Source organism: Clostridium saudiense (genome assembly GCF_000577815.1).
Classification (GTDB): Bacteria; Bacillota; Clostridia; order Clostridiales; family Clostridiaceae; genus Clostridium; species Clostridium saudiense.
The window spans coordinates 1-14,088 of the sequence record NZ_CBYM010000051.1 but is presented as its reverse complement, the minus strand read 5'-3'; the positions used below and the strand labels follow the sequence as shown (position 1 = coordinate 14,088).

10 protein-coding genes and 4 tRNA genes are annotated in these 14,088 nt (G+C 31.0%); 12 read left to right on the top strand and 2 right to left on the bottom strand.

Translation table 11 applies throughout. From position 1 onward, the window contains the following. The first annotated feature begins 24 nt into the window (after positions 1 to 24). The 10 genes from TY07_RS15760 (at position 25) to TY07_RS15715 (ending at position 7,437) form a co-directional block, all read left to right on the top strand. Positions 25 to 1,059 (top strand): XdhC family protein, encoded by a 1,035-nt coding sequence (locus tag TY07_RS15760; protein ID WP_042402344.1) that lies wholly within the window; start codon positions 25 to 27, stop codon positions 1,057 to 1,059. A 268-nt stretch (positions 1,060 to 1,327) separates the two neighbouring features. Beyond that, a complete protein-coding gene (locus tag TY07_RS15755; protein WP_042402343.1) occupies positions 1,328 to 2,644 on the top strand; it encodes a uracil-xanthine permease family protein in 1,317 nt (438 codons plus the stop codon). Positions 2,645 to 2,715: 71 nt separating this feature from the next. After that, positions 2,716 to 3,513 carry an FAD binding domain-containing protein gene (locus TY07_RS15750; RefSeq protein WP_042402342.1) on the top strand — a complete coding sequence of 266 codons (798 nt, stop codon included), beginning with the start codon at positions 2,716 to 2,718 and terminating at the stop codon, positions 3,511 to 3,513. Continuing rightward, positions 3,503 to 3,961, top strand: a complete 459-nt coding sequence (locus TY07_RS15745; RefSeq protein WP_042402340.1) for a (2Fe-2S)-binding protein — start codon at positions 3,503 to 3,505, stop codon at positions 3,959 to 3,961. The genes TY07_RS15750 and TY07_RS15745 overlap by 11 nt, the downstream gene beginning before the upstream one ends. A gap of 2 nt (positions 3,962 to 3,963) precedes the next feature. Beyond that, entirely contained in the window at positions 3,964 to 6,243 is a 2,280-nt protein-coding gene (locus TY07_RS15740) for a xanthine dehydrogenase family protein molybdopterin-binding subunit (RefSeq protein ID WP_042402338.1), read from the top strand. Between the two features lie 145 nt (positions 6,244 to 6,388). Beyond that, complete coding sequence (locus tag TY07_RS15735; protein ID WP_042402335.1) at positions 6,389 to 6,958, top strand: nucleotidyltransferase family protein; 570 nt, start codon at positions 6,389 to 6,391, stop codon at positions 6,956 to 6,958. A 117-nt stretch (positions 6,959 to 7,075) separates the two neighbouring features. Continuing rightward, positions 7,076 to 7,150: transfer RNA gene (locus TY07_RS15730), tRNA-Glu, on the top strand. Between the two features lie 3 nt (positions 7,151 to 7,153). Further along, positions 7,154 to 7,227, top strand: a tRNA-Gly gene (locus tag TY07_RS15725). A gap of 52 nt (positions 7,228 to 7,279) precedes the next feature. Then, positions 7,280 to 7,356 (top strand) — tRNA-Arg (locus TY07_RS15720). A gap of 5 nt (positions 7,357 to 7,361) precedes the next feature. Continuing rightward, positions 7,362 to 7,437 (top strand) — tRNA-Lys (locus TY07_RS15715). A 185-nt stretch (positions 7,438 to 7,622) separates the two neighbouring features. On the opposite strand, the gene TY07_RS15710 is transcribed toward TY07_RS15715, so the two are convergent. After that, a complete protein-coding gene (locus tag TY07_RS15710) occupies positions 7,623 to 9,326 on the bottom strand; it encodes an ammonium transporter (RefSeq protein ID WP_042402331.1) in 1,704 nt (567 codons plus the stop codon). Between the two features lie 245 nt (positions 9,327 to 9,571). Beyond that, positions 9,572 to 11,665, bottom strand: a complete 2,094-nt coding sequence (locus tag TY07_RS15705; RefSeq protein WP_042402329.1) for a glutamine synthetase III family protein — start codon at positions 11,663 to 11,665, stop codon at positions 9,572 to 9,574. 379 nt (positions 11,666 to 12,044) lie between these two features. Here TY07_RS15705 and glnA point away from each other — a divergent pair, with 379 nt between their 5' ends. Next, positions 12,045 to 13,358: a type I glutamate--ammonia ligase gene (gene glnA, locus TY07_RS15700; RefSeq protein ID WP_042402326.1), complete on the top strand. Its 1,314-nt coding sequence runs from the start codon at positions 12,045 to 12,047 to the stop codon at positions 13,356 to 13,358. Positions 13,359 to 13,415: 57 nt separating this feature from the next. Beyond that, positions 13,416 to 13,985 (top strand): ANTAR domain-containing response regulator, encoded by a 570-nt coding sequence (locus TY07_RS15695; protein WP_042402323.1) that lies wholly within the window; start codon positions 13,416 to 13,418, stop codon positions 13,983 to 13,985. Positions 13,986 to 14,088 lie beyond the last annotated feature (103 nt).

The following is a 14,088-nucleotide window of genomic DNA, read 5'->3' as shown; positions in this document are numbered from 1 at the left end:
GATAATAACTTCCGGGGGGCAGGTATGAAAAGGAAATTTTACAAAGTAGTAAAAGAAAATTTATTGAGTAAAAAAGATTTATTTATATTTACAATTTTAGAATCCGTTAATGATTTAGATATAGGTAAGAAAATATTAAAAGTTGATAATGAATTTATATTTGAGGATGAAAGAGATAGAGAAAAATATAAAGAGATTATTGAGAATTTAGATTTAAAAGAAACTAACAAAGTATTTGATATTAATAACTCTTATAAAATAATGCTAGAACAGATTGCATCTAAGCCTAAATTAGTTATTTGTGGTGGTGGACATATATCTTTAGAGTTATATAAAGTCGCAAAAATGTTAGATTTTAATGTTATAGTAATAGATGATAGAGAGGAATTTGCAAATACTGAAAGATTTCCATCAGCAGATAAGGTAATATGTAAGAAATTTAATGAAGCTCTTGAAGAGATAAACTATGATAATAATTCCTATTTTGTGGTTGTAACAAGGGGACATAGAGCAGACCAAATATGTATTGAATCAATTTTAAATAAAGAATATAAATATTTAGGTATGATAGGTAGTAAAGCAAAGGTAGCTAATTCAGTAAGACAGTTAGTGGAAAAAGGATATAGTTCAAAAGAAATTGAAAAAATTCATGCACCTATTGGATTAAATATAGGAGCTCAAACGCCTGCTGAAATTGCAATAAGTATAGCAGCGCAAATTATAGAAATAAAAAATAAAAGTAATTTATCAAATGTAGATGAAAAAATATTAAATACTATTAATGAAAGCAATAAAAAGATGGTATTGGTAAGCATTTTAGATAAAGTAGGTTCATCTCCTAGAGGAGTAGGTGCAAAAATGCTAGTTACAGATGATAAGAAATTGATCGGAAGCATTGGTGGTGGAAGTGTAGAAAATGCTGCATACGAAAAAGCTTTAGAATTAATAAAGCAAGAAAAATCATATATTGAAAGTTATGATTTATCTAATTCAGTAGCAGCAAAGTTAGGGATGGCTTGTGGTGGAACCATAAAGGTACTTTTAGAATATATAAAGTAAAAAACGAAAAATAATCTTAAAAATTAAATTTTTTCTGAAAAAGCAAAAGACAAACTATTAAAGGTGGTTTGTCTTTTAATTTTTGTGTTTTTGCCGTTAAAATATATTTTTTAACCTAAAAATTTCAAAAAAAGCTAAAAATAAATATATTTTTATACACAAATTAGAAAAAGTATGATAGAATCATGAAGTAGGATTTACGTACATTAAATGCACGAAAAATAAAAAATATTCGCGATTTATATTAATACTTATAGGGGGATTTAGGATGAAAACAGGAAGTATTTATGAATTAGAAGGAAGGGTACCTTTAAAACAAGCTATTCCATTAGGTATTCAACATGTATTAGCAATGTTCTTAGGAAATGTATCACCACTTATTATAGTATGTGGGCTTTTAGATATTCCATTAGAAACAAAATCAATGTTAATCCAAAATTCAATGTTTGTTGCAGGGATTGCAACATTAATTCAATTATATCCATTTTTTAGAGTAGGAAGTGGATTACCTGTAGTTATGGGAACAAGTTCAGGATTTATAGGAACACAAAATGCTATAGGTGCAACGTATGGATATTCCGCTATAATGGGAGCTTCATTAGTTGGGGCAGTATTAGAAATGGTTTTGGGATTCTTCATTAAGCCATTAAGAAAATTATTTCCACCTATAGTAACAAGCTTGGTTGTTATTTCAATAGGACTTTCATTACTTCCGGTAGGTATTAAATATTTTGCTGGTGGAGCTGGTTCAGCTGATTTTGGATCACCAAAACATTTAATAGTTGGAACAGTGGTAATTTTAGTAATAATAGTATTACAAAACTTTACTAAAGGGTTTATAAAAACATCAGCTATTTTAATAGGAATAATAGTTGGATACATATTATCAATAGTAATGGGAATGGTTGACTTTACAGCTGTAAAAGAAGCTTCATGGATAAGTTTACCTAAACCATTTGCTATGGGATTTGAATTTAGGTTAGATGCAATTATTTCAATGGCAATAATGTATATTGCAACTACAGTAGAAACAATTGGGGATATTTCTGCAATAGCAGTAGGTGGACTTGATAGAGAAGCAACTGACAAAGAATTATCAGGTGGTGTAGTTGCTGATGGAGTTTCAAGTTTTATAGCAGCTATCTTTGGAGTTGCTCCAAATACTTCATTTAGCCAAAATGTTGGACTAGTTGCTGTAACTAAAGTTGTAAATAAATTTGTTATTATGACTGGGGCAGTATTTTTAATATTAGCTGGATTTTTCCCAAAATTGAGTGCAGTACTTTCAGTAATGCCACAATCAGTTCTAGGAGGAGCAGCAGTTATAATGTTTGCTATGATATTTGTAAGTGGATTACAGTCATTATTTAGAGAAAAGTTAGATGGTAGAAACGGCTTAATAGTTGCATTAGCAATAGGAATTGGTGTTGGAATAGGTAATGTTCCAGAAGCCTTAGCACAATTACCAACTTGGGTTAGCAACATATTTGCACAAAATGGTATAATAATGACATTCGTTATAGCAACAATATTAAATTTAGTATTACCAAAAGATAAGGTAGAAAATAAAGCAGTAAGTGTATAAAAAATATAAAAAGGGCTTATATCGAATAATTTGATATGGCCCATTTGTTATGTCTATAGGAGGAGAAAAAATTGTTTACGATTAGGAATTATGTAGTAGCAAAAAGTTTAGAAGAAGCTTATGAACTAAATCAAAAAAAGAACAATGTTATTTTAGGGGGAATAGGCTGGTTAAAGATGGGTGGAAGAAACATTCAAACTGCCATTGATTTATCAGAATTAGGATTAGACAAAATAGAGGAAGACGAAGAATATTTTAAAATAGGCTGTATGTGCACATTAAGACAGTTAGAAGTTAATGAATCTTTAAATTCTTATTTTAATGGGATAATAGCAAAATCAGTTATACATATAGTTGGAGTTCAATTTAGGAATTGCGCTACTATTGGTGGAAGTATTTATTCAAGATTTGGATTTTCAGATATATTAACAGCACTTTTATCATTAGATACATATGTAGAATTATTTAATGGTGGAATTATTCCTCTTACTAAATATAGAGACATGCCTTATGATAATGATATTTTAGTAAGAATTATAATAAAGAAAGATAATAGAAAGGCTGTTTATTTAACTCATAGAAACAGTGCAACTGATATTCCTACTTTAGCAGTTGCTATATCTAGATTAGATAATAAGTGGAATATTGTAATTGGAGCTAGACCTCAAAAAGCTATGAATGTAAATGCAACAGAAATTTTAAGTGAAGTTCCAACACAAAAAGAAATTGATGACGTAGTTAAATATGTTATAGAAAATGTTAAATTTGATAGTAACATGAGAGGAAGTAAAGAGTATAGACAAATATTAGCTAAGGTATTTATAAACAGAGGAATTTCTGAAATTACAGGAGGAAGTTATGGAAATTAAACTATGGATAAATAATAAACTTTTTCAAGACAATGTAGAAGCAGATATGTTATTAATTGATTATGTAAGAAGTAAGGGCTTCTTTAGTGTAAAAAGAGGATGTGAAACTGCAAATTGTGGTTTATGTACAGTTCATTTAGAGGGAAAACCTGTTTTATCATGCAGCACTCTTGTTATGAAGGCAAATGGAAAGAAAGTGACTACTCTTGAAGGATTAAGAGAGGAAGCAGAAGAATTTGGTGCTTTTATGGCAGATCAAGGAGCAGAGCAATGTGGATTCTGTAGCCCAGGATTTGTGATGAATGTATTAGCGATGAAAAATGAATTGGTTAATCCAACGGAAGATGAAATTAAGCATTATTTAGCTGGGAATCTTTGCAGATGTACAGGATATATGAGCCAATTAAGAGCAATTAAGAATTTCTTAGAAGCTAAAAAGGAGGACTAATAATGAAATATGTTAATAAAGGTATAAGAAAAAAGGATGCTATGTCATTACTTACTGGTAAGCCGGTTTATACAGATGATATAGCTCCAAGTAATTGTTTAATAGTTAAAGTACTTAGAAGTCCTCATGCTCATGCTTTAATAGAGGATATAAATGTAAGCATAGCAAGTAAAGTTCCAGGTATAGAATGTATTTTAACTTATAAGGACGTTCCACAAAAAAGATTTACAACAGCCGGTCAATCTTATCCTGAACCAAGTCCATATGATAGATTGATTTTAGATAAGAGACTTAGATGTGTAGGAGATCCTGTTGCAATAGTTGCTGGGGAAAATGAAAAGGCAGTAAATAAAGCATTAAATTTAATTAAAGTTAAATATGAGGTTTTAGATGCAGTATTAGATTTTAGGGAAGCTATAGATAATGATATTATAGTTCATCCAGAAGATGATTTTATTGCATTAAATGACTGGATTAATGTAGATAAAGATAGAAATATATGTTCAAAGGGTGACTTTGCTTATGGAGATGTAGAAGAAGAGTTAAATAAATGTGCTCATATAATAGAACAAACTTATCATACAAAAGCAAATAGCCAAGCTATGATGGAAACTTTCAGAGCATTTACAGAACTTGATACATATGGAAGATTAAATATAACAAGTGCAACTCAAGTTCCTTTCCATGTAAGACGTATATTATCAAATGCATTAGATATTCCAAAGTCTAAAATAAGAGTAATTAAACCGAGAATAGGTGGAGGATTTGGTGCAAAGCAAAGTGTTGTTGCTGAAATATTCCCAGCGATAGTTACAATGAAAACTGGAAAACCAGCAAAGATAGTCTATACAAGAGAAGAAAGTATGACTAATGGTAGTCCAAGACATGAAATGGAGATAAAGGTTAGATTAGGAGCAGATGAAAATGGTATAATAAAGGCCATTTATATGTATACTTTATCTAATGCAGGAGCATATGGTGATCATGGACCGACTACTGTAGGATTATCAGGTCATAAATCAATGCCTCTTTATAATGGAGCAAAGGCTTATAAATTTGAATATGATGTTGTTTATTCAAATACTATGGGAGCTGGTGCTTATAGAGGTTATGGCGCAACTCAAGGATTGTTTGCTTTAGAGTCAGCTGTAAATGAACTTGCAGATAAGCTTAATATCGATCCTATTAAACTGAGAGAAATGAATATGGTTGCTGAGGGGCAAATAATGCCTGCATATTATAATGAACCGGCCAATAGTTGTGCATTAGATAGATGCTTATCAAGAGCTAAAGAAATGATAGATTGGGATAATAAATATCCTTGTAGAGATATGGGGAATGGCAAGGTTAGATCTGTTGGGGTTGCTATGGCTATGCAAGGGTCAGGGATATCGTCAGTAGATACTGCGGCTGTTGAAATAAAGCTTAATGATGATGGATTCTATACATTAATGATTGGTGCAGCTGATATGGGAACAGGATGTGATACAATATTAGCTCAAATGGCAGCTGACTGCTTAGAATGTGATATAGATAATATAATTGTACATGGTGTTGATACAGACCAAAGTCCATATGATACTGGTTCTTATGCATCTAGTACTACATATATAACAGGTGGAGCTGTTATTAAAACTTGTGAAAAGATGAGAAAAAGAATTATTGAAGAAGCATCAAAGGCACTTGGATGCTCAATTGATAATTTAGAGTTTGATGGGAAAAAAGTATTTTCACTAGTAGATGAAAAGGAAATAAGTTTAATTGATATAGCAAATAATACTTTAGTTGGCGGATTTAATACTATAAGTGAAAGTGAATCACATTATTCAGAAGTTTCACCACCTCCATTCATGGTTGGAATAGTTGAAACTGAAGTAGATAAGCTAACAGGAAAAGTTGATATAATTGATTATGTAGCAGTAGTGGATTGTGGAACTGTTGTAAATCCTAATTTAGCTAGAATCCAAGCAGAAGGAGGAATAGCGCAAGGAATAGGTATGGCACTTTATGAAGATATTACTTACACTGAAAAGGGTAAGATGAGAAATGATTCATTCCTTCAATATAAAATACCTACAAGACTTGATGTTGGAAACATTAGAGTTGAATTTGAATCAAGCTATGAACAAACAGGGCCATTTGGAGCTAAGTCTATTGGAGAGATAGTTATTAATACGCCATCTCCAGCTTTAGCACATGCAGTATACAATGCAACAAAAGTTAATATAAGAACACTACCAATAACATCTGAAAAAATAGTTATGGGAATGATTAATAAATAGTTAAGAGTTAAGAGTTTTGAGTTAATAGTTTAGGAATAAATTTAGATTGAGCTGAATTTGAAAATATATATTTTTAGAAATTCCGCTAGGAGTTTCATCCCTAACTATTAACTCTTAACTATTAACTAAATTAAAGGTTGGTTTTATGAAGATAAATTTAATTTTATTGGCTGCTGGTAATAGTAGGAGATTTAATGGAAATAAGTTGCTTGCTTTATATAAGGGTAAACCTATTTATATGCATGTAGTCGAAAAGGCACTTAATCTTGAAGTTAATAAAATAATATGTGTAACTCAATATGAAGAAATAAGAAAAAATTTAAAAAATACTAAAATTAATGTTGTAATGAATGATAATAGTGATTTAGGAATTTCTAGTTCTATAAAGCTAGGAATAAGTTTTGATAAAAATGCTGATGGATATATGTTTATGGTATGTGATCAGCCTTTCATGTCTTTAAAAACATTAAATTTAGTTAAAGATACATTTATTAATAGCGATAAAGGTATAGTTTGCGTGGGAAGTGGAAATAATAAAGGTAATCCAGTTATCTTTTCTAAAAGGTATATTAATGAATTATTATCACTTGAAGGGGATATTGGTGGTAAAAAAATAATAAAGGGGCATTTAAATGATTTTCAACTTGTAAATATTAATGATGAAATTGAGTTAGTTGATATAGATACTCAGGAAGAATATGTTAAAATTCTTTGATAAAAATGTTTACATTAAAATCTTTTAAATTTTTTATAAAAATTTTTGAAAATAGTGTTGACTTTTGTCTAAAAACACTGTAATATACAAAAAGTAGTCAGCAGTACATGTTGATCTGGCCCCTTGGTCAAGCGGTCAAGACACCACCCTTTCACGGTGGTAACAGGGGTTCGATTCCCCTAGGGGTCACCATATGCGGGTATCGTATATCGGTAATACTCCAGCCTTCCAAGCTGGAAAGGTGGGTTCGATTCCCACTACCCGCTCCATTTTAAAGTATTATAAACTAATAGAAATATGGAGTTAATAATATCTTAATTTGCGTGTTTAGCTCAGCTGGATAGAGCAACGCCCTTCTAAGGCGTGGGCCAGGAGTTCGAATCTCTTAACACGCACCAGTTTTGGTTTACTAGCTCAGTCGGTAGAGCACTTGACTTTTAATCAAGGTGTCCGGGGTTCGATTCCCCGGTAAGCCACCAAAAAAGAAACTCAATTGAGTTTCTTTTTTTATTCTGTAGATTATTAACATACAAATGTTAATTGTTAAATTAAGCTTGTGGATTATATTTAATGGCATGTGGATAAAATGCAATATTATATGTAAAAAAATAGTAGTAGATAAATAAAAAAAGAACTGTATCAAAATTGATACAGTTCTATATTTTTACTTTTCATCATCATCTTGTAGTGCATCATAACCTTCTTCGTTGGTTCTAATTTTAATAACATTCTCAACATCTTGAACGAAGATTTTACCATCACCAATTTTGCCTGTGTATAAAGCTTTCTTAATAACTTTAACTAAAGTATCAACTGGAATTTTACATACAACAATTTCTACTTTTAATTGAGGTAATAAAGTAACTTCGTCTAAAGGAACACCTCTATAGTAATCAGTAGATCCTTTTTGCATACCATATCCTAAAACGTTGGTAACAGTCATACCAGTAATTCCTAATTTATCTAAAGCAACTTTTAATCTATCAAATCTATCTTGTTTTGTTAAGATGACAACCTTAGTGAATTTAGCATCAGTTTTAGATGTATTATAAACAACTGGAATTGTGTCTGTATTATCAATAGTAGTATTTTCAGGAACGGTAGAAGCTGATAATTGATTTAAGGTAATACCTGAATATGAAGCTCCTACAGCCATAAAGTCAGGATAACAGCTTTCAAGACCATGTTCCTTCTTATCAAGACCTTCAATTTCTTCTTCTTCTGATACTCGAAGACCAATGGTTTTCTTGATTACTGTAAATACAATAGTCATAGTGATAGCAACCCAAGCAATAACACAAATAACACCTAAGATTTGAGTACCTAAGAATTTGAATCCACCACCATAGAATAATCCGCCCTCAGTTGCAAAGAAACCAGTTAAAATAGTACCAAGAGCACCGCAGACACCATGTACAGATACTGCACCAACAGGATCATCGACTTTTAATTTTTTTTCAATAAATTCAACTGCAAATACAACAGCAAATCCAGCGAAAATACCTATGAAACATGCACCAACTGGACTAACTAAGTCACAACCAGCAGTTATTGCAACAAGACCTGCTAATGAACCATTTAATGTCATTGATACATCAGGTTTTTTATATCTGATCCATGTTATTATTAAAACTATACATGTTGAAACTGCAGCAGCTATATTTGTTGTCATGAATATTTTACTTGCAGTAACTATTGCTTCATCTCCAGTCATTGAAACTGTAGAACAACCATTGAATCCAAACCATGCAAACCAAAGTATGAACACACCTAAAGCACCAACTGTTAAATTATGACCAGGGATAGCATGAGCTTTTCCATCCTTAGAATATTTACCTATACGAGGGCCAAGTATTGTTGCTCCAATTAAAGCAGCAACCCCACCTACCATATGAACAGCTGTAGAACCAGCAAAGTCATGGAAGCCAAGTTGTGATAAGAATCCACCACCCCAGATCCAGTGTCCAGAAATAGGATAAATAATAGCACTAATTATTAAACTATATATACAATAAGAAGAGAATTTAGTTCTTTCTGCCATAGCTCCTGATACTATAGTAGCAGCAGTTGCACAGAAAACTGTTTGGAATATAACAAATGCAAAAGTTGGAATTGAAGAACTATAATCACCTTGTATAAAAAAGTCAAGGCCTCCTATTAAAGCACCATCTCCACCAAACATAAGCCCAAATCCTATAAGCCAAAATACTACTGTACCTATACAAAAGTCCATTAAGTTTTTCATTATAATATTACCTGCGTTCTTGGCTCTAGTGAATCCTGTTTCTACCATAGCAAAACCTGCTTGCATAAAGAATACTAGTGCAGCTCCTAATAAAGTCCAAATCGTGTCTAATGCTGAATACATTAATAATACCCCCTTTTATTTAAAGTTAATAGTTTAATAGACAGAGATGATGATTATTTAAATCTCATAAAAGTAATATTTTCAAATATATAATAGCTAGATTTTATAATGGTATCATCCGTAAGTATAATTTAAACTATAACTATTTTTAACTTTTTTATAAATAAGAAAATAAAATATGGCGTGCATCTTACTATAAGGGATATCCCTAAAGTAAAATACACGCCATTGTGCATTTATATTATTTAATCAACGCTAAATAGTAATTCTCCGTAGCTTGGGAGAGTCCAATACTTTTTACTTACTAAAGTTTCAAGCTCATCAACTACACCACGTAAGTGTTGCATATTAATAAATACTGATTCTCTATAGTATTTAGCTGTATCAAGTGGATCTGTATGAGTTTTAGCTTCTAATACAGATTTTTCTAAATCATCAAGTTTGCTATACAGAGAGTTTCCTAATTTTGAAATTTTATTAAGAAGTTCTTCTTCTAAATAGCATTGAATATTAGGCATTAATTGTTTTTTACCATTAGCTATTCTAGCAATTTCACCTTGATATTCAAGTACAGCTGGAATAATATCTTTTTTAGTCATATCAATCATAGTTAATGCTTCAATATGAAGTGTTTTACTATAGTTTTCTAGTAGTATTTCATATCTTGAATATAATTCGCTTTCGGAGAATACATGATGTTTAGTAAATAAATCAACATTTTTACTGCTTACAAAGTAAGGAAGAGCATCTGGAGTAGTCTTTAAGTTTAAAAGACCTCTTGATTCAGCTTCTTTAATCCAATCATCAGAGTAGTTATTTCCATTAAATACAATTCTATTATGATCTTTTATTGTATTTTTAATTAGTGTATTTAAATCTTCATCAAAATTAGAACTCTTTTCAAGTGTATCAGCAAATTGTCTTAATTCTTCAGCTACTATTGTATTTAATATAATGTTAGGGCCTGCAATTGAGAAAGTAGAACCAAGCATTCTAAACTCAAATTTATTACCTGTGAATGCAAATGGTGAAGTTCTATTTCTGTCTGTAGTATCTCTAAAGAATTTAGGTAATACACGTACACCAATTTCCATTGGGCTCTTTTCCTTTGCTATATAAGTAGTCCCATTTTCAATTGACTTTAATATTTCAGTTAATTCATCGCCTAAGAACATTGATACTATAGCAGGTGGAGCCTCGTTTGCACCTAATCTATGGTCATTTCCTGCACTTGCAACAGAAACACGTAGTAAATCTTGATAATCGTCAACTGCCTTAATTACTGCCGTTAAGAATAATAAGAATTGTGCATTTTCTGCTGGAGTATCACCAGGTTCTAATAAATTAACACCTGTATCAGTAGAAATTGACCAGTTGTTGTGTTTACCACTACCATTTACACCAGCAAAAGGTTTTTCGTGAAGTAAGCAAGCTAGTCCATGTTTGTTAGCTATAGATTTCATAAGTTCCATAGTTAATTGGTTATGATCAGTTGCTATATTAGTAGTAGTAAATATAGGAGCTAATTCATGTTGAGCTGGGGCAACTTCGTTATGTTTAGTTTTAGCTAAAACACCTAATTTCCAAAGCTCTTCATCAAGTTCTTTCATATATGCAGAAACTCTTGGTTTGATAGTTCCAAAGTAGTGATCTTCCATTTCTTGTCCCTTTGGAGGTCTTGAACCAAATAAAGTTCTACCACAAAATACTAGGTCAGGTCTTTTTTCATACATTTCCTTATCAACTAAGAAGTATTCTTGTTCAGGACCAACAGTAGTAATTACTTTTTTTACATCATCTTTTCCAAATAATTTTAATATACGTAAAGCTTGCTTATTTAAAGCTTGCATTGATCTTAATACTGGAGTTTTCTTATCTAAAGCTTCACCGCTATATGAGCAGAATGCTGTAGGGATGCATAAAGTTCCATCTTTAATAAATGCATATGATGTAGGATCCCATGCAGTGTATCCTCTTGCTTCAAATGTAGCTCTAAGGCCTCCTGATGGAAAGCTTGAAGCATCTGGTTCACCTTGGATAAGTTCTTTTCCTGAGAATTCCATTATAATATTTCCGTTTTTATCTGGTGAAATAAAGCTATCATGTTTTTCAGCTGTAATGCCAGTCATTGGTTGGAACCAGTGAGTAAAATGTGTTGCACCTTTTTCTATAGCCCAATCTTTCATTGCATTAGCAACAACATTAGCAACTGCTAAGTCAAGTGGTTTACCAGCTTGAATAGTATTTTTAAGTGATTTGTAAGTTTCTTTTGGTAACCTTGCTTTCATAACACTATCATTAAAAACTAAGCTTCCAAATAAATTTGGTATATCTTTCATAATTATAACCCCCTTCAAATAAAAAAAGGCACCGTGGACAATCATTTGTCCACAGCGCCTTTGCTGTTTATGTAAGTATTATATGTCCAAAATAATGAAATGTAAATACTTTTTTAGAAAAAAATTGAAAATATTTTTTGAGTGGAAGTTTATTGATAAAAAATAGCTTATATTGTATAATATTAGAAATGGACAAAGGCGTTCATCAAATGTTTTTTAGAAGTACTTTTTTAAATCATAAGATGTAATCAAAGTTAAATTTGCAAAAACTACTAAAGATTAATTATTACTTATGAATAAGTTTGTAGACACTAAAAATATTTGATGGATGCTTTTTTGCGTAAAAAAATATAGGATTATTATAACTGGAGGAAGAGATATGTCATATACAGTTAGAGAGGTTTTGGAGTTTGTTAAACAAAATGATGTTAAATTTATTAGATTAGCTTTTTGCGATATGTTTGGAACACAAAAAAATATTTCTATAATGCCTGATGAATTAGAAAGAGCATTTAAAGAAGGAGTTTCATTTGATGCTTCAGCAATTAGAGGATTTGGTGATGTTGCAAAATCAGATTTATTATTATTTCCTGATGCAGATACTCTTAATGTTCTTCCATGGAGGCCACAACAAGGTAGAGTAGTAAGATTTTTCTGTGATATAAAAACTCCAGATAAAGAAGAGTTTTTATATGATAGTAGAAACATCTTAAAAAAAGTTGTTAGGATATGTCAAGAGAAGGGGTATACACCATACATAGGAACAGAGTGTGAATTCTATTTATTTAAAACAGATGAAGATGGTGAAGCAACTTATATTACTCATGATAAAGGTGGATATTTTGATATGGCACCAATTGACAAAGGAGAAAATATTAGAAGGGAAATTTGCCTTTGCTTAGAAGAGATGGGGATTAAACCAGAAAGTTCACATCATGAACAAGGCCCAGGACAAAATGAAATAGATTTTAAATACAGTGACTCACTTAATGCTGCAGATAATTTCTTAACTTTCAAATCTGTAGTAAAAGCCATTGCTGCTAGATCAGGACTTTATGCATCTTTTATGCCAAAGCCTATAAGTAATAAGAGTGGAAATGGATTGCATATAAATATATCATTAAACAAAAATGGTACTAATATATTTAAAGAGGAAAATGGACAACAGGCAGAAGTTGAAAGTTTTATAGCGGGAATATTAAGTAAGACAAGAGAAATTACAGCCTTTTTGAACCCTATCGTTAATTCTTATGAAAGATTTGGTAAATTTGAAGCGCCTAAATATGTTTCATGGTCACATCAGAATCGTTCACAGTTAGTTAGAATACCAGCAGCGACTGGTGAAAAAACAAGAATGGAATTAAGATCACCTGATTCAGCTATAAATCCTTATTTAGCATTTTCATTAATACTTGGAGCAGGATTATATGGAATAGAGAATTCACTTAAGTTACCAAAGGAAATAAATGAAAATCTATATACATTAGATGAAGAGAAATTAAAGGATATAGAAGTATTGCCAGAAACACTAGAAGAAGCATTAGATATTGCAAAGAATAGTGAATTTATTAGAAGTATAATAGGTAGTGATGTTTTAGACAGATATATAGAGTTAAAGGAAATTGAAGCTGATCAATATAATAAGTCAATAGAAAAGGAAAAAATGAAAAGGCTATATTTTGAATACATTTAACATTATTTTAACAATTAGTAGGCCATGAAATATAGATAATGCAAGGGGGCGTAATTTTTGGATAGTATTCTAATAGTATCGAGCAGTAAAAAGGGAATGTCATTTTTTACTGAAGTGCTCTCTCAAAATTCCTATGGGGAAATTGTTACAGTAACAAATGGTGGGGAAGCAAGGAGACTTTTAGTTGAAAGAGATTTTGATTTATGTATTATAAATGCACCATTAATAGATGAATTTGGGGATGAATTTGCAAAAGATATAGTTTCTAACGGAATTGGACAAGTAATTCTTGTTGTTAGAACAGATATTTATGATGAGGTAAGTGAAAAAGTAGAAGAGCTTGGAGTAATTACAATAGCTAAGCCTATGAATAGAACTATATTTTGGAGTGCATTGAAAATAGCAAATGCTACATATAATAAAATGTGCAGATTGAAGAAGGAAAATAATAAGCTTTTGCAAAAAATTGAGGATATTAGGATGATTGATAGAGCCAAATGTATATTGATTCAATATTTAAATATGACTGAAGCTGAAGCTCATCGATATATAGAAAAACAAGCAATGGATATGCGATCAACTAGAAAAGTTGTTGCAGAAGGGATTTTAAGAACTTATGAAAATTAAACAAATATAACTTTTTATAATAATATAGTTTTTATAAAATCGGCATTTTGAACTTTAGTGTAATAATATTATATAGTTCATTATGACCGATTTTATAATTATA